Genomic DNA, 19,322 nt, shown 5'->3' on the forward strand with positions numbered 1-19,322 from the left:
TCGTCCCCCTACGCAGCGTCATTCTGCAGGAACGCGAGCACCGCTGCCACCCGCCGATGCACGCCTGACTCGGGCAGCCGCAGCTTCGTGAAGATCGCGTTGACGTGCTTCTCGACGGTCGAGGTCGACAGGAACAGCGACTGCTCGATGCCCGCATTCGACTTGCCCTGCGCCATCTCGCGCAGCACCTCGAGCTCGCGCGGCGACAGTGCGGCGAGCGGGCTCGCCGCACCCGCGCTGCGGCGGCGAACGAGGGTGTCGACGATCTGGGGGTCGATGACGGAACCGCCGGTGCACACCTCGCGCAGCGCATGCACGAGGTCTTCGAGGTCGCCGATGCGGTCCTTCAGCAGGTAGCCGAGCCCGGCCGAGCCGTCGGCGAAGAGGGCGAGCGCGTAGCTCTCGTCGGCGTGCTGCGAGAGCACCACGACACCCGTTTCAGGGTGGGCGGCACGGATGTCGCGGGCGGCCTCGATGCCCTCCATGTGGTGGCCGGGCGGCATGCGGATGTCGGTGAGCACCGCCTGGGGGTTGAGTCGTCGCACCGCGTCGAGCAACTCGGCGGCGTTGCCGGTCGAGGCGACCACATCGATCTCGCCGGAGTCCTCGAGCAGGCGGCGCAGGCCTTCTCGCACGAGGTAGTTGTCCTCGGCGATCACGACGCGCAGCTTGACCGAGTCATCCAACGCGGTCCGCCTCGCGCTCGGCGGCGACCGCTGGGGGGCGATCCACGGGAATGTCGACGAGCACCGTCGTGCCCGACGGCTCGGCCGCCGACACCCGCAGCGTGCCGCGCAGTGCCGCCACCCGGTCTCGGATGTTGGCCAGCCCGCCCGCCGTGACCGACGCGGGCTCGACGCTGCCGATTCCGCGACCGTCGTCGCTGATCGCGATGCGCAGGTGCCCGTTGTTGCGGCGCAGCGCGACCGAGGCGTGGGTCGCACCAGCGTGCTTCGCGGTGTTCGCGAGCGCTTCGCGCACGACGTAGTACGCCGTCGTCTCGACGTCGTCGGGGAACCGCTCGGCGCGCACCGCGGCGTCGGCCACGACCGACAGCGGGATCGGGTACCGCGCCACACCCGACTCGACCGCCGCCACGAGCCCATTGTCGCTCAGCACCGGCGGGTGGATGCCCTGCGCCAGTTCGCGCAGGTCGGTGAGGGTCTCGCGCGCCTGGTCTTGCAGCTCGGCGAGCTCGGCGGGCGTGAGCTCGCCGCGCTCCAGCCGGTTGCGAGCGAGACGAAGTGCGGCGATCTGCGCCACCACGTTCTGCTGGATGCCGTCGTGCAGGTCGCGTTCGAGGCGGCGGCGTTCGTCGTCCTGCGCGGCCACGAGCCGTTCGCGCGACGCGGTCAGTTCGTCGAGTTGCGCGGCGAGCTGCGCGGTGAGGCGCACGTTGGCGACGGATGCCGCTGCCTGGCCCGCGACGGTGTGCAGCAGCGTTCGCTCGGACTCGCTGTAGTCGCCGCGGCGGCGGGGGCCGGCCTCGATGCGCCCGAGCGTCTCGTCGCCGCGCACGAGATCGGCCGCGAGCACGACATCCTCGGCATCCGCGAGAACGCGCGGTTCGACTGCATCCCCGGCGACGCCCACGGGGGTTGCGGCGAGGGCGCCGTCACTCGTCGCAAGCCGGATCCGCACCCACGAGGCATCGACGCCGCCGCGCACCGCCTCGGCGAGCCTGGTGAGCAGGTCACGCGGCTCGCCGGCCTCCTCGAGGCGGGCGCCGAGTTCGCTGAGCATCTCGAACTGCCGCTCGCGGTCACCGAAGAGCCTGCGGTGGATCCACCGCTGCACCCACGTGCGCACCGGCAGCAGCCCGACCGCGACGAGCGCCGTGAGGAGCACCGCGGGCACCACCCGGAGCTGCCCCGACAGCACGATGGCGGGTGTCGCGACCCCGATGCCGTAGAACACCGTGATGAGCAGGTTCGACGAACGCGCCACGCTGCGCCCGCGGTCGCCGGGCGCGATGTCGAACGCGCCGTAGCGGAAGATGCCGTGCACGGCGGCGATCGGCAGGGCGATGAGGCACGCGAACACGAGGAACTGCCCGACCGCCGGCCACGGCAGGATCGGCCAGAGCATGAACGCCACGCACGCCGCGGCGACCGTGATCGCCATGACGCGCGTGCGCGCACGCACCTCGGGCGCTCCGAACAGGGCACGGGTGCCGAGCACCACCAACCCGAGCGCCACAGCCGGCCACGCCTGATAGACGAGGAAGTTCACCGCCGGCGCCGCCCACTCGAGCCACGGCACGACGTAGGGGTTGGGGATGGCGTCGCCGCTGATGCCGATGTAGGGCGACATCACCACGTGCGACGTGGTGAGCAGGGTCAAGGGACCGACCAGCATGGGCGTCCAGAGGAACACCACGGCGATACGCTGCCACCGCTTCTCGGGCACGCCGTCGGGGAAGGAGGCGAACACGACGAGCAGGGCGGAGGTGGCCGTGGCATCCGCCGTCAGGCTGATCAGGTTGAACAGCGGGAACCACGGCTCCGTCACGACCTCGATGTTCCGTTGCAGGAACGTCTCGTAGGCCGAGCCGACGAGCATCGCCGTGGCGGCGAGCGCCACGAGCACCGCGATGCGCGAGCGCGTCACGGTGAGCAGCCACATGCCGAGCACGAAGAAGGGCAGCGCACCGAGGAGCGGCCAGGCGAGCGCATGGTCGGCGTCGCCCTCGATGAAGCCCCGCACGACGACGATGTACACCAGCGCCGCGACCCCGATCGGGCCCAGCGTTGCGATGCACACCCACCTTCGGTCCACGGTCCTATCGTCCTCCTGCCGTGGCCCTCGCGGGAGAGGGCCATCCATGCCCGCGCGTGGGGGTTGTCCTCCATCCCCTCATGGGCTCGGCGATCCCGCCCGGTCGGCCGCGGCGAAATCCCGGACCGGGAGATCGACGTCCACCGTCGTGCCGCCGCCCGAGGGGCTCCCCGAAGAGATCCGGACCGTGCCGCGCAGCACCGCGACGCGGTCGCGGATGTTCGCGAGCCCGCCGCTCGCCGCCGACGACGGAAGGACGGCACCCAGGCCGCATCCGTCGTCGCGGATCGAGACGCGCAGCCGGCCGTCGGTCCGGGCCAGCGCCACGGTCGCCATCGTGGCGTTCGCGTGCTTCGCGGTGTTCGCCAGTGCCTCCCGCACCACGTAGTAGGTAGTCGTCTCCACATCGTCGGGATACCGCTCGGAGCGGACCCGCGCGTCGGCGTCCACGGCCAGCGGGATCGGGTACCGCGCCGCCCCAGACTCGATCGCGGCGACGAGCCCGTTGTCGCTCAGCACCGGCGGGTGGATGCCGTGCGCGAGCTCGCGCAGGTCGGTGAGGGTCTGACGGGCCTGCTGCTGCAGCTCCGACAACTCGGCAGGGCCGAGCTGACCGCGCTCCAGACGGTTGCGCGCCAGCCTGAGGCCGGCGATCTGCGCCACGATGTCCTGCTGGATGCCGTCGTGCAGATCGCGCTCCAAACGGCGGCGCTCGTCATCCTGCGCCGCCATGAGGCGCTCGCGCGAGGCGGTCAACTCGACGAGCTGCTCGGCGAGCCGCGCCGTCAGGCGAATGTTGGCAACGGATGCCGCGGCCTGGCCGGCGACCGTGCGCAGCAGCGTCCGCTCGGCGTCGCTGTACTCCCCGCGATGGCGCGGCCCGACGTCGATGCGCCCGAGGACCTCGTCCGCGTGGACGAGGTCGACTGCCTCGATCGGCTCACCCACCACGTCGCCGGCGACCCCCGCGGGCGACGTGGTGAGCGCACCGTCCGAGGCCGCGAGGCGGATGCGCACCCACGACGCGCCGAGTCCGTCGGCCACGGCAGCCGCCAGGTGCGTCAGAAGGTCGTTGGGCTCGGCCGTGCGCTCGAGCTCCGAGCCGAGCTGGCTGAGCATCGCGAGCTGGCGGTCGCGGTCGCCGAAGACGACCCGATGGATCCACCGCTGCAGCCACCCCCGCACCGGAAGCAGGGCGAGCGCGATGAGCCCCGTGAGGAAGGCGATCCCAAGGGGTGTCAGTCGATCGACGAGCAGCACGGCGGGGGCCACGACGGCGATGCCGTAGAGCACGGTGATGAGCACGTTCGACGACCGCGTGACGAGGCGCGCGCGGTCGGCCGCGGCCACGTCGAATGCGCCGTGGCGGAGGATGCCGTGGATCGCCACGAGCGGGATCGCCGTGAGGAGCACGAGCACCGCGGCGTTCGCGATCACGTTCTCGGGGATGAACAGCGTGAGCGAGTAGCTCACGACCATCGCGAAGGTGAGCCACGCCATCAGGCGCGTGCGGACGCGCACCTCTGGATCCCCGAAGAACGCACGCGAGATCAGCACGGCGAGTGCGAGGAACACCGCCGGCCACAGGTAGACGATCCACTCCACGATCGGGTCCGCCCAGGCGAGGACCGGCAGGGCGAACGGATTCGGGATGCCGGCTCCCTGCTCGGCGTGCACCTGCACCGTGAGCACGTGCGGCACCACGAGGAGCGAGAACGGGACGGCGACGACCGGGACCCAGAACAACCCGACCGAGATCCGCTGCCACCGCCGCTCCGGGATGCCCGTCGGGAAGGTCGCGAACATGCTGACGAACGCCGCTGACGCGACCGTGGAGGCGGTCAACCCGACGAGGTTGAAGATCGGGTACCAGGGCTCCCGGAGCACGTCGGGGTTCGTCAGCACGAACGTCTCGTACGCGGAGCCCACCGCCATCGCGGTCGCCGCCCACGCGAGGAACAGCGCCGAGCGTGCCGTGGAGGCGGTCAAGAGCCACATGCTGAACGCGAACAGCGGCAGGATGCCGAGCAGGGGCCAGCCGAGGCTCGGATCCACCGCTCCCGCGAGGAATCCGCGCGCGATCACGACGTACAGCAGGGACGCCGCTCCGAGCGGCGCCAGGGCTGCGAGCCATCCCCACCTGCGGAGCACACTCCCATCGTCCTCCTCGGCGGCCGCCTGCGGGAGGGGGTGACCCCCGACATCCCTTAGCGGCTGTCCTCCATCGGCAGTGCGGCGCTCCCCCACGCGGCATCCGGTCTGCCGTGTTCCGGCGGGCGCCGCCGTCGGCGAGCGTTCTTCCAGGCGGAGGCCGCGCCACGGCGCCGCACGAACAGGGAGTGAACCTCATGTGCAAGCTCTACGCGGGCCTGGCCTGGATCATCGCCGCGGCCGTCGTCGTGCAGGCCGCCGCGATCGCCTTCGCGTTCGGCGGCGTGCTCAACAACGTCGCTGGGGGCGGGGTGGTCGACAAGGCGCTCCTCGAGAGCGGCGGGGCCGGCGGCACCGGTGAGCTCGGCTTCTGGATCCACGGGATCGTGGGCGCCGGGGTCATCCCGCTGCTCGCCGTCGCGCTGCTCGCCGTCTCGTTCTTCGCCCGCGCGAAGGGCGCGCGCCTGTGGGCCGCGATCACCCTCGGGCTCGTCGTACTGCAGGTGACCCTCGGCTTCTCGATCACCGACATGCCCTTCCTCGGCCTCATCCACGGTGCGAACGCGTTCGCCGTCGTGGTGTCCGCGGTCGCGGCCGCGCTGCTCGCACGCCGCTCCCGTCGCGCCCGCGCGACGCGCGCGACCGCCGAGGAGGCGACCGAAGATGCCATCGCGGCGTGACCTCGTGCGGTGCGCCGTCGTCGGCGTCGCGGTCGCGACCGCGCTCGGCGCCGGGGCGCTCGCGTGGAGTTCCACGCTGCTCGGCGAGTACTCCGTGATGGACATGGGAAGCAGCGACCACGGGCACGCCGGGCACGGCGAACCCGTGTCGGCGGGCGCGTCACCCACCGGGGCATCCGGCACCCTCACGGCGACCGGCGACGTCAGCGTGACGTCGCTCGCCGCCGACCCCGACCGCCCCGCCGACGTGCGCGTCGAACTCGTCGCCCGGCAGCAGCTCGTCGAGGTGCCCGGCGGGCGCTCGGTCGACGGCTACACGCTCAACGGCACGTCGCCGGGCCCCGAGATCCGCGCCCGGCAGGGCGACCTCGTCGAGGCGACGTTCGTGAACGAGTCGGTCGCCGCCGGCGCCACCCTGCACTGGCACGGCATCGACGTGCCCAACGCGGCCGACGGGGTCGCGGGCATCACGCAGGACGCGGTGCCGGTCGGCGGCCGCCACGTCTACCGCTTCGAGGCCACCGATGCCGGCACCTACTGGTACCACTCCCACCAGGTGTCGCACGAGCAGGTCAAGGGCGGGCTGCTCGGCGCGATCGTGATCGACCCCGCCGCACCCCCGGAGGTCGCCGCCGACGTCGAGGTCACCGCACTGCTGCACGTGTACGGCGGGCAGCACACACTCAACGGACGCGTCGGGGACGAGCAGGTGGCCGCTTCGGCAGGCGAGACCGTGCGGGTGCGCGTCATCAACTCCGATCCGGGCACCGCCGCCGTGTGGTCGGCGTCGCCGTTCCGGGTGCTCGCGACCGACGGGCACGAGGTGGACGCACCGACCCCGGTCGATGGGCAGCGGCTCCTCATCCCCGCCGGCGGGCGGGCGGATGTCGCGGTGCAGGCCCCGCCACGTGGAGCCGTGCGCCTGCACGTGGGTGGAGCTCGCAGCATCGAGATCGGCGAGCCAGGGACATCCGCCGCTCGTACACCGCAGCCGGCGCAGACGCTCGACCTGCTCGCCTACGGCGACCCGACGCCCCTGGGGTTCGATGCGTCATCGCCCGACCGCACGTACGACTACGTCATCGGCCGCCGCTTCGGCGTCATCGACGGCCGCCCCGGCAACTTCTGGACCATCAACGGCCGGCTCTTCCCCGACGTGCCCATGTTCCACGTGCGCGAGGGCGATGTCGTCGCGATGCGCATCGTCAACGACTCCGGCGAGGTGCACCCCATGCACCTGCACGGCCACCACATCGCCGTGCTGTCACGTGACGGCGTCGCGGCATCCGGAAGCCCATGGATCGTCGACTCGCTCGACGTGCACCCGGGCGAGTCGTACGAGATCGCGTTCGTCGCCGACAACCCCGGGATCTGGAGCGACCACTGCCATACGCTCCCCCACGCCGTCGACGGGCTCATCGCCCACGTGATGTACGAGGGCGTCACGACCCCCTTCACGATCAACGGCGACGCCGGCAACCAGCCCGAGTAGCCGCGGCACCCAGCCTGAGTGACGGCGACGGCGAACGCTCAGCGGGCGCCGTAGGCGGCGAGGAACACCCGCACGGCCGCCCGCACCTGCGCACGCCGCTCGGCGGTCGAAGGGATCGCCGCGTCGCCGAGCAGCATGGCGCGGTTCAGGGACTCGCCCATGACCAGCCAGTTGAACGCGGTCGCGGCCGCGGTGGCGTCGTCGGCGTGGAGCATGCCGCGTTCGGTGAGTCGCGCGAACATCGCCGCCAGCATGCCGATCGCCCGCTTCGGCCCGTGCTCGTACAGCGCCTCGGCCAGGTCGGGAAACCTGCCGACCTCGCCGATCACGAGGCGCCGCAGCTGCAGCAGCTTCGGCGTCATCACGATGTCGAGCTGCCGGTCGGCGTACGACTCGAGGAATCCGACGAGATCGTCGCCGTCGGCAGGGTCGGCGACCTCGTTGTGCACGCGGTCGCCCGCGGCGTCGGTCATCGACGTGACGAGTTCGACGAACAGCGCCTCCTTGCTGCCGAAGTGCTTGTACACGGTCTGCTTCGACACGCTCGACCGCGCGGCGAGCTCGTCCATGTTCGTGCCGAGGTAGCCGCCGGCGAGGAACATCTCTTGTGCTGCGGCGAGGATCGCGCGGTGCTTCCGCTCGGAACGCCCCATCTCGTCCCCGGCCGGGGTACCAGCTGTCGCCCCGTCGAGCGGCGCCGCGACTCGATCACCCATTGCACCCACCCGTCGTTGACATCCAGTACTGATCAGTCTAGTCTGCCGCGTAACGGAACTATACGGTCTAGTTTGATTGGATTCCCTGATGACCGACTTCATCACCACCGCACGCGGCGACCGCATCGCCTACGACCTCCGCGGCGACGGGCCCGCCCTGATCTTCATCGCCGGGGCCGGGCCGTACCGGGCGATCGACCCGTGGACCACCGAGACGGCCGAGCTCGCGGCCCAAGCCGGCATCCGCACACTCGTGTACGACCGGCTGGGGCGCGGCGAGAGTCCGGCGAGTGGGCGCCTCGATCTCGATCGTGAACTGACCGCGCTGGCCGCCCTCATCGAACTCGCGGGCGGCAGCGCCGTGCTCTGCGGGCACTCCTCGGGCTGCTCGATCAGCCTCGCCGCGGCGGCTCGCGGCCTGCCCGTCACCGGCCTGGTGCTCTGGGAGGCGCCGTTCGGCCCGCAAGACGGCCCCGCACGCGAGTGGGCCGCCGAGGTCGAGCGTCGCATCGACGCGGGCAACCTCGAGGGCGCGCTCGAGTACTACATGAAGGACATGCCGCCCGAGTGGCTCGAAGGAGCGCGCCAGTCGCCCGACTACCCCGACTACGTCGCGCAGGTCGTCAGCTACCGGGCCGACGGCGAATCGCTCGCATGGGTCGAGTCGGCTCCGATGGCCGAGCTCTTCCGCGACATCCGGGTGCCCGTCGAAGTGCTCCTCGGCGACGAGACGTTCCCCGCGCTCTTCGACGCCGCCAAGGCGATCACGGCCGCCATCCCCGGAGCGACCTGGAAGCAGGTGCCCGGCGCCGACCACTCGTGGGAACCCGCGTCGATGGCGCGCGAGCTCGTGGAGTTCGTGACCGCGGCAGCGGTGGCGGCGTCGGCGCGGGCCGCTCGCTCCGCCTGATCGCCTCGCATGAGCCGGCAAAGCTCATCTTCGCCTCAGCGTGCTTTGGTCACACGGAATCTGTGAATTGCATGAATCTGCATGAATCAGATTGTTGATCCGACAACCATTGTGAGATAGTTGACGCGTCACCGATTCGGTGATCGGTTCTCATGAAAGGGTTCTCAGTGTCTGACCTCAAGATCGGCATCATCGTCGGAAGCACTCGTCCTGGCCGTCTCGGCCCCCTCGTCGGAGAGTGGGTGCAGCGCAACGCGAAGGCTCAGGGCGTGTCGTTCGAGCTCGTCGACCTGCACGACTTCAAGCTGCCGATGCTCGAGGAGCCCTTCCCCGCCGGCGCGGGCAACTACCAGGGCGCCGGTGCCAACGCGTGGGCGCACAAGGTCGCCGAGTTCGACGGCTTCATCTTCGTCACCGCCGAGTACAACCACTCGATTCCCGCCGCGCTCAAGAACGCGCTCGACTACGTCAGTGCCGAGTGGAACAACAAGGCCGCCGGCATCGTGAGCTACGGCTCGATGGGCGGCGTGCGCGCCGGCGAGCACCTTCGCCAGATCTTCGGAGAACTGCAGATCGCCGACGTTCGCCAGCACGTCATGTTCTCGCTGTTCACCGACTTCGAGGGCGCGATGACGGGCAGCCCTGCCTTCACCCCCGCCGAGCAGAAGGCCGGCGAGCTGCAGACGCAGGTCGACCAGGTCGTCGCCTGGGCCGACGCGCTGCGATCGGTCCGCGAGGACGTCGAGCAGATCGCCGCGTAACCCCGCGAGATCGGATGCCCCTGCCGCACCTGCGGCGGGGGCATCCGTCGTCTCAGCCCGTCGTCAAGAGTCGAACCCGAGGCCGAGCGCGTCGAGCCCCTTCAGCAGCAGGTTGCGGCGCCCCTCGCGGTGATCGGCCCGGTCGAGCGACCATCGCGTGAGCTGGATGCCGATCGAGGCGACCGGCTCGGGAGGGAACGGCCACGGGCGATCCTCGACCATCGCGAGCGACGTGCGCTCGGTCTCGTGCCCGCCGAGCCGGTCGAGCATCACGTCGGCGGCGAATCGGGCGGCACCGACACCGAGACCCGTGAATCCGGCCGCGTAGGCGACGCGACCGCGCCGGGCCAAACCGTAGAACGCGCAGAAGCGGGTACTGGCGTCGATCGCGCCCGACCAGCGATGCGTGAAGCCGACCGCCTCGAGCTGCGGGAACGTCGTGGCGAAGTGGCTCGCGAGCTTCTCGAACGACGAACGGCGATCCTCGTACTCGGCCCTGACCTTGCGGCCCGCATGGTAGATCGCGTCGTAGCCGCCGAACAGGATGCGGTTGTCGGCGCTGAGCCGGTAGTAGTGGAACTGGTTCGCGAGATCGCTCACGCCCTGACGGTTCGCCCAGCCGATCTCTGCGAGCTGCGCCGCCGACAGCGGCTCCGTCATGAGCACGTAGTCGTAGACCGGCACGGTCATGAGCCGGTTGCGCTTCAGCAGCGACGGGAACGCGTTCGTCGCGAGCGCCACGCGCGGCGCTCGCAGGGTGCCGCGATCGGTGACGACCTCGACGCCGCCGTCCGCATCGTCGATGCGCCGCACCGCGGTGCCCTCATGCACCACGACCCCGAGGCCGGTGATCACCCGCGCGAGCTCGGCGGCGAGCCTCGCCGGATGCACCATGGCGGTGCTGCGCCGATCCCAACGCCCGGCGAGGTAGGTGGGTGACGCGATCTCGCCACGCACGGTGTCGCCGTCGAGGAAGACGTCACTCCCGTCCGCGGCATCCGGCTCGGCCAGCCAGTTCAGCTGGTGCGGCTCGATCGCGACCGCGAGCATGCCGGTGCGTTCGAAATCGCAGTCCATCCCGTAACGTGCGACCGTCTGCTCGATGGAGTCGAGGTTCTCGAGGCCGAGCCGCGTCAGCGCCTCCATCTCGCCGGGCCAGCGCGACCGGCCGTTCTCCTCGCCGTGCGTGAGGCTCGCCTCGCAGAATCCGCCGTTGCGTCCCGACGCCGCCCAGCCGACGTGCTGCGCCTCGAGGAGCACGACGCGCAGCCCGGGCTCCCGCTCGATGGCGCGCAACGCCGTCCAGAGTCCGGTGTACCCGCCGCCGACCACCACGAGATCCGCCTTCGCGTCTCCCGCGAGCGCCGGATATCGGGCCACGTCCGCACCGAGATCGTCGATCCAGAAGGGGCGCGCGACCGTGTCGGCGAGCGCGCGTTCGACGGCGGCGGATGTCGCGGGGTCGCGCTCGAAGACCGTCGTGTGCTTCGGGCTCATGCCAGCTGTCCTCTCGCGGATGCCGGAACCGAGAGGCTCGCACGGCGGTTGAGCTGCTCGGGCACGAAGCCGCCGGCCGACTTGTACCGAGCGGCGATCGCCGCTCGCTCGGCGAACGGCACGACGAGCTCGATGTCGTCGAAGCCGCCCGGGGCGCGCTCGTAGGCGAGCTGCATGACCCGCTCGGGTCCCATCGAGCGGTTGCTGAGGGTGAGCTGCGTCGTGCGCGGCCGACGCTCGGCCTCGTAGGCGTCGAGCGCGAGCTGGGTCGGCCCCTTCGTACCCAGTTCGTACCCCAGGGTCCGGGCGTCGATGATCGCCTGCGATGCGCCGTTCGACCCGATCGGGTACATCGCATGTGCAGCGTCGCCGAGCAGGGTCTGCCTGCCGAACGTCCAACGCGGGATCGGGTCGCGGTCGACCATCGGGTACTCGAGGATCTCGTCGGCCGCACCGATGACGGCCGGCACGTCGAGCCAGCCGAAGCCCCAGTCGACGAAGCGACCGAGCACGGTGGATGGATCGGCGCTGCGGTTCCAGTTGCTCGCACCCGGTTCGTCATCGTCGGAACGGTACTCGGCGATGAAATTCACGACCTGCAGCCCGTCATCGCCGGGTGCCGACAACGGGTATGCGACGAACTTCTGTTGCGCGTCGCCCGCCATGATCATGGTTCGCCCGTCGAGGTACGGCGCGACGCGCGCGGTGCCGCGCCAGAGGATCAGCCCGTTCCACACCGGTGCCCCCTCACCCGGGTGGCGCTGGCGGCGGAGGGCGCTGTGGATTCCGTCGGCGCCGACCACGACATCGGCCGACGCGCGCCGCACCGTGCCGCCCTTCTCGGGGCCGCCGTGCTCGGTGACCCGCACGCTCGCGCGCTCACCGTCATCCTGAGCGTCATCGACCGTGCAACCGAGCCGAATGGCGTCGGCGCCGAGGCGTTCGACGACCGCGTCGCGCAGCATGAGCTGCAACCGGCCGCGGTGCACCGAGTACTGCGCCCAGTCGTACCCGGCGGCCAGGCCTCGCGGCTCGCTCCAGATCTCCTGGCCGTACCGGTTGAAGTACGTCAGGGTGCTCGTGGCCACCCCGATCGTGGCGAGGCGCTCGCCCAGCCCGAGCTCGGTGAGCTCGCGCACCGCGTGCGGCAACAGGTTGATGCCGACGCCGAGCGGTCGGAGCTCGGGCGCCGACTCGTACAGGGTCACGTCGTCGATGCCTGCCGCGTGCAGCGCGAGCGCCGTCGTCAGGCCGCCGATGCCGGCGCCCGCGATGATGACGTCCATGGTGGTGGGTCTCCAGTTCGGTGATTCGGTGGTTTCGTTCGTCGAGGGGACGTTCGGTCAGTTCTGCGGTACCGCCTCGCGTCCCCAGTCGGGTCGCGGCACCGAGTCGATGAGCAGCCGCGTGTAGGGCTGCTGCGGAGCGCTGAGGAGCTCGATCGTGCGACCGCGCTCGACGATCTCGCCCGTCCTCATGACGACGGTCTCGTCGCACAACCGGCGCACGACGGCGAGATCGTGGCTGATGAAGAGCACCGTCAGTCCGCGGTCGCGGCGGATGCGCTCGACCACGCCGAGCACCTGCGCCTGCACCGACACATCGAGGGCGCTCGTCGCCTCGTCCATGACGAGCAGGTCGGGCTCGATCGCGAGGGCTCGCGCGATCGCGACCCGCTGGCGCTGTCCGCCCGAGAGCGTGCGCGGGCGTGCCTGCGCGTGCCGGTCGCCGAGACCGACCTGCTCGAGCAGCTCGACCACGCGCGCTCGGGCATCGGCCGTGGTCAGGCGTGCGTGCAGGCGAAGCGCATCCTCGATCGCACGACCCGCGGTGATCCGCGGGTCGAGTGAGAGGTACGGGTCCTGGAACACCATCTGCACCGAGCGCGCGTGCGCGAGGCGGGCCACGCGGGTGGTCGGCGCGCCGGTGCGTTCGCGTCCGGCGATGCGGATGTCCCCGGCATCGGCCTGCTCGAGGCCGACGATCATGCGGGCGAGCGTCGATTTTCCCGACCCCGATTCGCCGACGATACCGAGGGCACCACCACGAGGGATCTCGATGGATGCGTCGATGACGGCGTGCACCGGCGCCTTGCCGCGCCGCAGGTAGGTCTTGGAGACCCCGCTCGCGACGAGCATCGGCTCGGTCGACGCCGGAGTCGCGACGACGCCGGCCCCGGCCGGGAGCGAGCTCGCCGGGGCTGCGGTCGATGCGCGCCCCGGGACATCCGCCCGCGCTTCGATCGCGTCGATCTCGGCGTCGGCGACGACGATCGTGGGCGTCGCCGCGACGAGCCGCTTCGTGTACGCGGCCTGGGGATCGCGGAACACCTGCCGGGCGTCGCCCTGCTCCTCGACCCGGCCGGCGTTCATGACGTAGACGCGATCGCAGATCGAGGCCGCGAGGTTCAGGTCGTGCGTGATGAAGAGCATGCCCATGCCACGACTCGCCCGCTGCTCGGCGAGCACCGCGATGATCTCGGCCTGCGTGGTCACGTCGAGCGCCGTGGTCGGCTCGTCGCAGATGAGCAGGCGGGGCGAACTCGAGAGCGCGCCCGCGATCATGACGCGCTGGAGCATGCCGCCCGACAGCTCGTGCGGGTACTGGCGCAGGTGTTCGTCGGGTCGCGGCATCCGCACCGCCGCCAGCAGCGACGAGGCCGCCGCCCTCGCGTCGGCGGCCGAGCGCTGCTCGCACAACCGCATCGCCTCGGTGAGGTGGTCGCCGACCGTGCGCATCGGGTTGATGCCCGCGCGCGGGTCCTGGAAGATCATCGACGCAGTCGTGCGCCGCAGGTCGAGCAGTTCGCTGCGGCTCGCGCCGAGCACCGACCGCCCCAGCAGGTGCACGGAACCACCGGTCTCGGCGCGGTCGGGCAGCAACCCGAGCACCGAGCGCGCCGTGAGCGACTTGCCCGAGCCGGACTCGCCGACGAGCCCGACCGTCTCGCCCTCGGCGACCGTGATGCTGATGGCGTCGAGCAGCCTGGTGCCGTTCGGCAGGTCGAGCGTCAGCCCGGAGATGTCGAGGAGTGTCATGCGGGGATCCCTCCACCGATGCGGTCCGAGAGTTCTTCGCCGATCACATTCACGGCGACGACCACGATCACGACCGCGATCGCGGGAACGATCGCGGGAAGGAAGTAGCCGCCGACGACTCCCGCCTGGCCCTCGTTGATCATCGCGCCCCAATCGGCGGTCGGTGCCTGCACGCCCAGGCCGAGGAACGAGAGCGCGGCCAGTTCGGCGAGGACGTAGCCGAAGTTCAGCGTCGACTGCGCGCCGACGATGGGCGTCACGTTCGGCAGGACGCGGCGCAGTGCGATCCAGCTGCCGGAGAACCCCTGCACCCGGTACGCCGCGACGTACGGCCGACTGCGCTCGGACGCGACGAGTGTTCGGGTGAGGCGGGCCACGAATGGCGCGTACGCGATGCTCATCGCGACGACCGGCGCCACGAGGCCCTTGCCGAACAGCGCGACCGCCATGATCGCGATGAGCAGCGCGGGGAACGCGAATACGACGTCGAAGATGCGGCCCAGCACCGCGTCGATCCACCCGCCTCGCCATCCGGCGAGCAGGCCGAGCAGGATGCCGATGACGGTCGAGGCGACCACCACGAGCAACGGCCCCAGCAGGGCGGGGCGGGCACCGAAGATCATGCGGCTCAGGATGTCGCGACCCAGCGCATCCGTCCCGAGCCAGTGCGCCGCGGTCGGCCCCGAGTAGATCGCCGCGAAGTCCACGGCATCGGGGTCGTACGGCGCGATGAGCGGGGCGAACATCGCGGCGAGCGTCATCACGGCCAGGATGGCCAGGCTGATGTCGAACGAGAGGTTCCCGCGGCGAACGCGGGGTGCGCGCAGGACCTTGACGGCCATCGTCGGGGTGGTCATCGGGCACCAGCTCCTGCAGCGGATCGGGGGTCGACCCAGGGTTCGAGGATGTCGATGATCGCGTTCACGACGACGAACGCGGTCACGATGAGCAGCACGATCGCCTGCACCACGGGGAAGTCGAGACGGTCGACCGACTGCACGAGCAGCGACCCGATGCCGGAGAGGCCGAAGGCGGCCTCGACGATCGAGCTCGCCACGAGGAGGCCCGCGACGAGCAGTCCGCTCACGGTGAGGATCGGCCCGATCGCGTTGCGGAACACGTGGCGTCGGATGACGGTGCCGCGGGTGAGTCCGCGACTGGTCGCGACCTCGACGTGCTCGCGCCCCAGCTGGTCGATCATGGACGACCTCGTCACCTTCGCGATGAGTACCACGAACACGACGGCGAGCGCGATCGAGGGAAGCACCAGGTGGTACACGGTGTCCAGGAACCCCTCGCCCGAGCCGAACGAGGGGAACCAGCCGAGTTGCACCGCGAATACCGCGATCAGCACGATCGATCCGACGAACGACGGGATGGCACCGAGCACGGTCAGCCCGACGAGCACGGCGCGGTCGAGCACGCGCCCGCGGTTCAGGGCCGCGACGGCGCCGGCGATCAGGCCGACGACGGCGATCATCGTGCCCGCCATGACGACGAGCCCCAGCGTCACCGGCAGCCGCTCGCCGATCACCACCGAGACGTCCTGCCGGAACTGCAGCGAGCGACCGAAGTCACCCTGCAGGATTCCCCCGACCCAATCGAGGTACTGCTGCCACGGCGGAAGGCCGAGCCCGTACTGGGCCGCGACCTGTGCGATCGCCTCAGGGCTCGGCTTGCGTCCTCGGAGCAGGAAGCTGACGGGGTCGCCGGGCACGAGGAATCGAGAGAAGAAGACGAGCAGAGACGCGAGGAACAGCGTGAGCAGCAGGCCGCCGAGTTTGCCGGCCACCTGGCGGAGCGTGGTCATGATCCGGCCGCCGTTCCGCCGAACCCGTCCGAACGCTGCCGGGCGACGTCAGCGTGCGCCAATTGCGGCCGCCCATGGGTAGTAGAGGAAGGCGATCGACGGCGCGACTCCCGAGATGCGCTCGCCGAGGAACACCGACATGGGTGCGGTGGAGAGGGGCAGCCACGGCAGTTGCTCGTTCGCGATGCGCTGCGCCTCCGCGGTCTTCTCGGACCGTGCGGCGGGGTCGTCAGTGGCGATCGCCTCATTCACGACCTGGTCGAACTCCGCGTTGCTCCAGCCGCCGTAGTTGCTGAACTCGCCCGTGCGCAGCACGCTGTACATCTCGAGGGGGTCGGGGCTCGACAGGTACCAGACGGTGTAGAACAGGTCGACGCCCTCGCGTGCGGCCGGATCCGAGAACAGCGCGGTGTACGCGTTCGGCGTGACCGTCTCGATCGTCGCCTTCAGGCCGATCGACTCGGCCGCCGCCGCGGTCGCCTGTGCGATCACCGCGAAATCGCTGCTGATCGGCGCGGTCGCGAGCACGATCTCCTCACCGGTCGCGCCGGCCTCATCGATGAGCTGCTTCGCCGCCTCGACGTCGTAGGGGTACTCCTCGAGGCCCTCGAAGGCGTCGGCCAGACCCTGTTCGCTGGCGCCGACCCACACCGACTCCGTGGTCAGGGCGTTCGTGACTTCTCCATAACCCTTCGATGCCGCCTCGACGATGCCCTCGCGGTCGAGTGCCATCAGCATGGCCCTGCGAACACGTTCATCCCCCAGCGGACCCTCGAGGTTCGACACGATGAGGCTCGAGACCGCGGTGTTCAGGCCGAAGTACACCTCGCCGGTGCCGGCTGAGGTGAGCTGGGCGATCCCCTCGTACGGGAGCATCCACCCGCCGTCGACGTCGCCCGACTTCAGCGCGTTGACCCGGGCGTTGGCATCGTTCATGAAGACGAACTCGACTTCGGCCGCCTTGGCGCGCAGCGTTTCATCCCAGTAGTCGTCGTATCGCGCGAGCGTGATGCGTTCGCCCGACTTCCACTCCTCGAGGCTGAATGGGCCGGTGCAGTTCACGCCGCCGGTCGAGTTGCCGTAGTCGGCGCCCTTCTCGGTGAGCGTCGCGCCCGATTCGATGACGCCGGCCGAGCCGCCCATCGCGAGATTGAACTGCGAGTCGGCGGATGCCTCGGTCACGGTCACCTGGCGGTCGCCGGTCTGCTCGATCGACACCACGTTCTGGTAGACCGAGTACCACGACGAGCCCACTGCGGGGTCGAGGTGGCGGTTCATCGAAGCGACCACGTCGGCCGCCGTCAGCGGCGTGCCGTCGTGGAAGGTCACTCCATCGCGGATCGTGTAGACCCATGTCTCGGGCGTCGGGTGGTCGAAGGACTCGGCGAGCCCCGGCGAGAGCGTGTAGTCGGGGTTCAGCCGCAGCAGGGATTCGCACACGTTCGCGAGCACCTGGTTGTCGGCGTAGTCGAAGGCGTACGCGTAGTCGAGCGAGTACGGCTCGGCATAGCTCACCCACGAGTACGAGTCGATGTCGCCTGCCGGCGCTCCGGTCTCGGTCGTGTACTCCCAGTCGGGGGCGGCGGCGCTGTCGGGTGCGGGTGCGGTGCAGGATGACAGGGCCAGCGCCGCGCCGAGGCCGCCCGCGACGATCGCGGTGATCCGGGTGGTCCGGCGACGTACGCCGGGAGTGTGGGGATTGGGCATGATGACTCCTCGGGAATCAGGCGGTGCGCGAGTAGACGAGTTCGCCCTCGATCCAGGTCGAGGCCACCGTCGAGCGGTGGATCTCGTCCTGCGGGAGGGAGAAGGGGTCGGGTTCGAGGACGACGAGATTCGCCAGGTAGCCCTCGCGGATGTGACCGGTGTCATGGTCACGGTGGTTCACGTAGGCGGTGCCCGAGGTGTAGGCGGCCATCGCCGTCTCCAGGTCGAGGCGCTGGTGGGCGCCGCCGAGCGGCTCGGCGTCGATTCCGGGGGCGACCCGGTTCACCGCGACGTGGATCGCGTCGACCGGGTCGGCACTCGAGACCGGCCAGTCACTGCCGGCAGCGAGTCTGGCACCGTCGCGAACGAGGTCGCCGAACGGGTACTGGCGAGCCTCGGCGCCGTCCTGCAGGAACGGCAGCGTGAGTTCGTCGATCTGGTCTTCGTGCGTCGCCCAGAGCGCCTGGAGGTTGGCGACGGCGTCGAGTTCGGCGAACCGGGCGGTCTCGGCCTCGGCGACGACCTGCAGGTGGGCGAGGTGGTGGCGGCCGTCGCTCGGGCCGTTCGCGTGGCGAGCCGCCTCGACCGCGTCGAGCGCTTCCCGCACGGCACGGTCGCCGAGCGCGTGGAAGTGCACCTGGAAGCCCGCCGCGTCGAGCGCCGTCACGATCGCGCGCAGTTGCGTCGGATCGATGAATGACAGCCCGCGGTTGTCGGTGTCGTGCCCGTGCGAATCACGGTAGGGCGTGAGCATCGCTGCGGTCTGGTTCTCGGCGACGCCGTCGACCATGATCTTCGTCGTGCCGAGCTCGTAGCGGCACGTTCCGCCGAGCGTCGCCACGGCGTCACGGCGGGCCGTCATGGCCTCGACCTGGTCGAGACCGCCGTCACGCTCCCACCATTGCGCACCGACGACATGGGCCCGCAGTGCGCCTTCGGCGAGGGCGCGTCGATACACACCGTCGATATCCTGGATGCCGCCGAGTCCCCCGCCGACGAAGGCGTCCTGCCATCCGGTGATGCCGAGGGCGAGCAGTTCCTCCTGCGCACGGAGCAGACCGGCGTACGCGAGGTCGTCGGAGATCTGCGGACGCACCTCGCGGAACAGGTGCTCGGCGCCTTCGTGGAAGGTGCCCGCCGGGAAGCCGTCGGATTCGCGCTCGATCCGACCGTCGGCGGGATCAGGGGTCGACGCGTCGAGCCCGGCCAGCCTGATCGCCGCGGTGTTGGCCCATGCGCTGTGGTGATCGCGACTCATGAGCAGCACCGGTCGATCGGGCACGACCCCGTCGAGCAGCGCACGCACCGGTGCGCCGCCGGGGAAGTGGTCCATCGACCATCCTCCGCCGATGATCCACGCCTCGTCGGGGTGCGCCTCGGCGTACGCCGCGACCGTCGCGACCGCGCCGGCGGCGTCGACCGCGTCGCTGAGGTTGCATTTCAGCAGTTCGACACCGGCACCGATCGGGTGCACGTGCGCGTCCTGGAATCCGGGGCTGAGCAGCGCGCCTTCGAGCCGGACGACCCGGGTGCGCTCGTCGACGAAGTCGTCCGCCGCCGCATCGGGCACGACGGCGACGATGCGACCGGCGGTGACGGCCACGGCGTGGTCATGGATGGGCCGGCCGGTTCCGGTGAACACGGCTGCTCCGGTGAACAGCAGCTCAGCAGCTGGCATGGGCGCCCTCGCTTTCGTCGTTGAAGGGTGGGTGAGGCGAGAGTAGTTGAGTTCAACACCACTGTCAACACTGTTGACATCGGTGATGACACACTCGCTAGGCT

The 19,322-nt window shown here is 70.5% G+C and carries 15 protein-coding genes; 4 read left to right on the forward strand and 11 right to left on the reverse strand.

Annotated features, from left to right (window positions below):
- Positions 1–8 precede the first annotated feature (8 nt).
- From LSF15_RS10700 to LSF15_RS19055, 3 genes are all read right to left on the reverse strand, one after another.
- Positions 9–686, reverse strand: a complete 678-nt coding sequence (locus LSF15_RS10700) for a response regulator transcription factor (RefSeq protein ID WP_232498520.1) — start codon at positions 684–686, stop codon at positions 9–11.
- On the reverse strand, positions 679–2,778 hold the full coding sequence (locus LSF15_RS19050; RefSeq protein WP_232498521.1) for a GAF domain-containing sensor histidine kinase: 2,100 nt from the start codon (positions 2,776–2,778) through the stop codon (positions 679–681). Before LSF15_RS19050 ends, LSF15_RS10700 begins: the two co-directional genes overlap by 8 nt.
- Positions 2,779–2,856: 78 nt before the next feature.
- Complete coding sequence (locus tag LSF15_RS19055; RefSeq protein WP_232498522.1) at positions 2,857–4,929, reverse strand: sensor histidine kinase; 2,073 nt, start codon at positions 4,927–4,929, stop codon at positions 2,857–2,859.
- A 197-nt stretch (positions 4,930–5,126) separates the two neighbouring features.
- Here LSF15_RS19055 and LSF15_RS10715 point away from each other — a divergent pair, with 197 nt between their 5' ends.
- Together LSF15_RS10715 and LSF15_RS10720 are read left to right on the forward strand one after the other, a co-directional pair.
- A complete protein-coding gene (locus LSF15_RS10715; RefSeq protein WP_232498523.1) occupies positions 5,127–5,609 on the forward strand; it encodes a hypothetical protein in 483 nt (160 codons plus the stop codon).
- Complete coding sequence (locus tag LSF15_RS10720) at positions 5,593–7,101, forward strand: multicopper oxidase family protein (RefSeq protein ID WP_232498524.1); 1,509 nt, start codon at positions 5,593–5,595, stop codon at positions 7,099–7,101. The genes LSF15_RS10715 and LSF15_RS10720 overlap by 17 nt, the downstream gene beginning before the upstream one ends.
- A gap of 38 nt (positions 7,102–7,139) precedes the next feature.
- Here the strand turns inward: LSF15_RS10720 and LSF15_RS10725 are convergent, their stop codons facing one another.
- The gene (locus LSF15_RS10725; RefSeq protein ID WP_232498525.1) at positions 7,140–7,817 is read right to left on the reverse strand and encodes a TetR/AcrR family transcriptional regulator; all 678 of its coding nucleotides are present in this window, start codon (positions 7,815–7,817) and stop codon (positions 7,140–7,142) included.
- Between the two features lie 88 nt (positions 7,818–7,905).
- On the opposite strand from LSF15_RS10725, the gene LSF15_RS10730 reads away from it, so the two are divergent.
- Positions 7,906–8,727: an alpha/beta fold hydrolase gene (locus LSF15_RS10730; RefSeq protein ID WP_232498526.1), complete on the forward strand. Its 822-nt coding sequence runs from the start codon at positions 7,906–7,908 to the stop codon at positions 8,725–8,727.
- Positions 8,728–8,894: 167 nt separating this feature from the next.
- Positions 8,895–9,488: an NADPH-dependent FMN reductase gene (locus tag LSF15_RS10735; protein ID WP_232498527.1), complete on the forward strand. Its 594-nt coding sequence runs from the start codon at positions 8,895–8,897 to the stop codon at positions 9,486–9,488.
- Between the two features lie 63 nt (positions 9,489–9,551).
- Here the strand turns inward: LSF15_RS10735 and LSF15_RS10740 are convergent, their stop codons facing one another.
- Genes LSF15_RS10740 through LSF15_RS10770 form a run of 7 tightly spaced genes read right to left on the reverse strand, consistent with a single transcriptional unit; the run spans position 9,552 to position 19,218 of the window.
- Entirely contained in the window at positions 9,552–10,985 is a 1,434-nt protein-coding gene (locus LSF15_RS10740) for an NAD(P)/FAD-dependent oxidoreductase (RefSeq protein WP_232498528.1), read from the reverse strand.
- On the reverse strand, positions 10,982–12,271 hold the full coding sequence (locus LSF15_RS10745) for a flavin-dependent oxidoreductase (protein ID WP_232498529.1): 1,290 nt from the start codon (positions 12,269–12,271) through the stop codon (positions 10,982–10,984). The genes LSF15_RS10740 and LSF15_RS10745 overlap by 4 nt, the downstream gene beginning before the upstream one ends.
- 57 nt (positions 12,272–12,328) lie before the next feature.
- A complete protein-coding gene (locus LSF15_RS10750; RefSeq protein WP_232498530.1) occupies positions 12,329–14,023 on the reverse strand; it encodes a dipeptide ABC transporter ATP-binding protein in 1,695 nt (564 codons plus the stop codon).
- Positions 14,020–14,880: an ABC transporter permease gene (locus tag LSF15_RS10755; RefSeq protein ID WP_232498531.1), complete on the reverse strand. Its 861-nt coding sequence runs from the start codon at positions 14,878–14,880 to the stop codon at positions 14,020–14,022. Before LSF15_RS10755 ends, LSF15_RS10750 begins: the two co-directional genes overlap by 4 nt.
- Complete coding sequence (locus LSF15_RS10760; protein WP_232498532.1) at positions 14,877–15,833, reverse strand: ABC transporter permease; 957 nt, start codon at positions 15,831–15,833, stop codon at positions 14,877–14,879. Before LSF15_RS10760 ends, LSF15_RS10755 begins: the two co-directional genes overlap by 4 nt.
- A 48-nt stretch (positions 15,834–15,881) precedes the next feature.
- Positions 15,882–17,540 carry an ABC transporter substrate-binding protein gene (locus tag LSF15_RS10765; RefSeq protein ID WP_232498533.1) on the reverse strand — a complete coding sequence of 553 codons (1,659 nt, stop codon included), beginning with the start codon at positions 17,538–17,540 and terminating at the stop codon, positions 15,882–15,884.
- A gap of 16 nt (positions 17,541–17,556) precedes the next feature.
- A complete protein-coding gene (locus LSF15_RS10770; RefSeq protein WP_232498534.1) occupies positions 17,557–19,218 on the reverse strand; it encodes an amidohydrolase in 1,662 nt (553 codons plus the stop codon).
- Positions 19,219–19,322 lie beyond the last annotated feature (104 nt).

This window comes from Agromyces humatus, from assembly GCF_021228295.1.
Lineage (GTDB): Bacteria > Actinomycetota > Actinomycetes > Actinomycetales > Microbacteriaceae > Agromyces > Agromyces humatus.

Coding starts and splice junctions, on each gene's coding strand:
- LSF15_RS10715 (WP_232498523.1), top strand. CDS start 5,127: ATGTGCAAGCTCTACGCGGGCCTGGCCTGGATCATCGCCGCGGCCGTC.
- LSF15_RS10720 (WP_232498524.1), top strand. CDS start 5,593: ATGCCATCGCGGCGTGACCTCGTGCGGTGCGCCGTCGTCGGCGTCGCG.
- LSF15_RS10725 (WP_232498525.1), bottom strand. CDS start 7,817: ATGGGTGATCGAGTCGCGGCGCCGCTCGACGGGGCGACAGCTGGTACC.
- LSF15_RS10730 (WP_232498526.1), top strand. CDS start 7,906: ATGACCGACTTCATCACCACCGCACGCGGCGACCGCATCGCCTACGAC.
- LSF15_RS10740 (WP_232498528.1), bottom strand. CDS start 10,985: ATGAGCCCGAAGCACACGACGGTCTTCGAGCGCGACCCCGCGACATCC.
- LSF15_RS10745 (WP_232498529.1), bottom strand. CDS start 12,271: ATGGACGTCATCATCGCGGGCGCCGGCATCGGCGGCCTGACGACGGCG.
- LSF15_RS10750 (WP_232498530.1), bottom strand. CDS start 14,023: ATGACACTCCTCGACATCTCCGGGCTGACGCTCGACCTGCCGAACGGC.
- LSF15_RS10755 (WP_232498531.1), bottom strand. CDS start 14,880: ATGACCACCCCGACGATGGCCGTCAAGGTCCTGCGCGCACCCCGCGTT.
- LSF15_RS10760 (WP_232498532.1), bottom strand. CDS start 15,833: ATGACCACGCTCCGCCAGGTGGCCGGCAAACTCGGCGGCCTGCTGCTC.
- LSF15_RS10765 (WP_232498533.1), bottom strand. CDS start 17,540: ATGCCCAATCCCCACACTCCCGGCGTACGTCGCCGGACCACCCGGATC.
- LSF15_RS10770 (WP_232498534.1), bottom strand. CDS start 19,218: ATGCCAGCTGCTGAGCTGCTGTTCACCGGAGCAGCCGTGTTCACCGGA.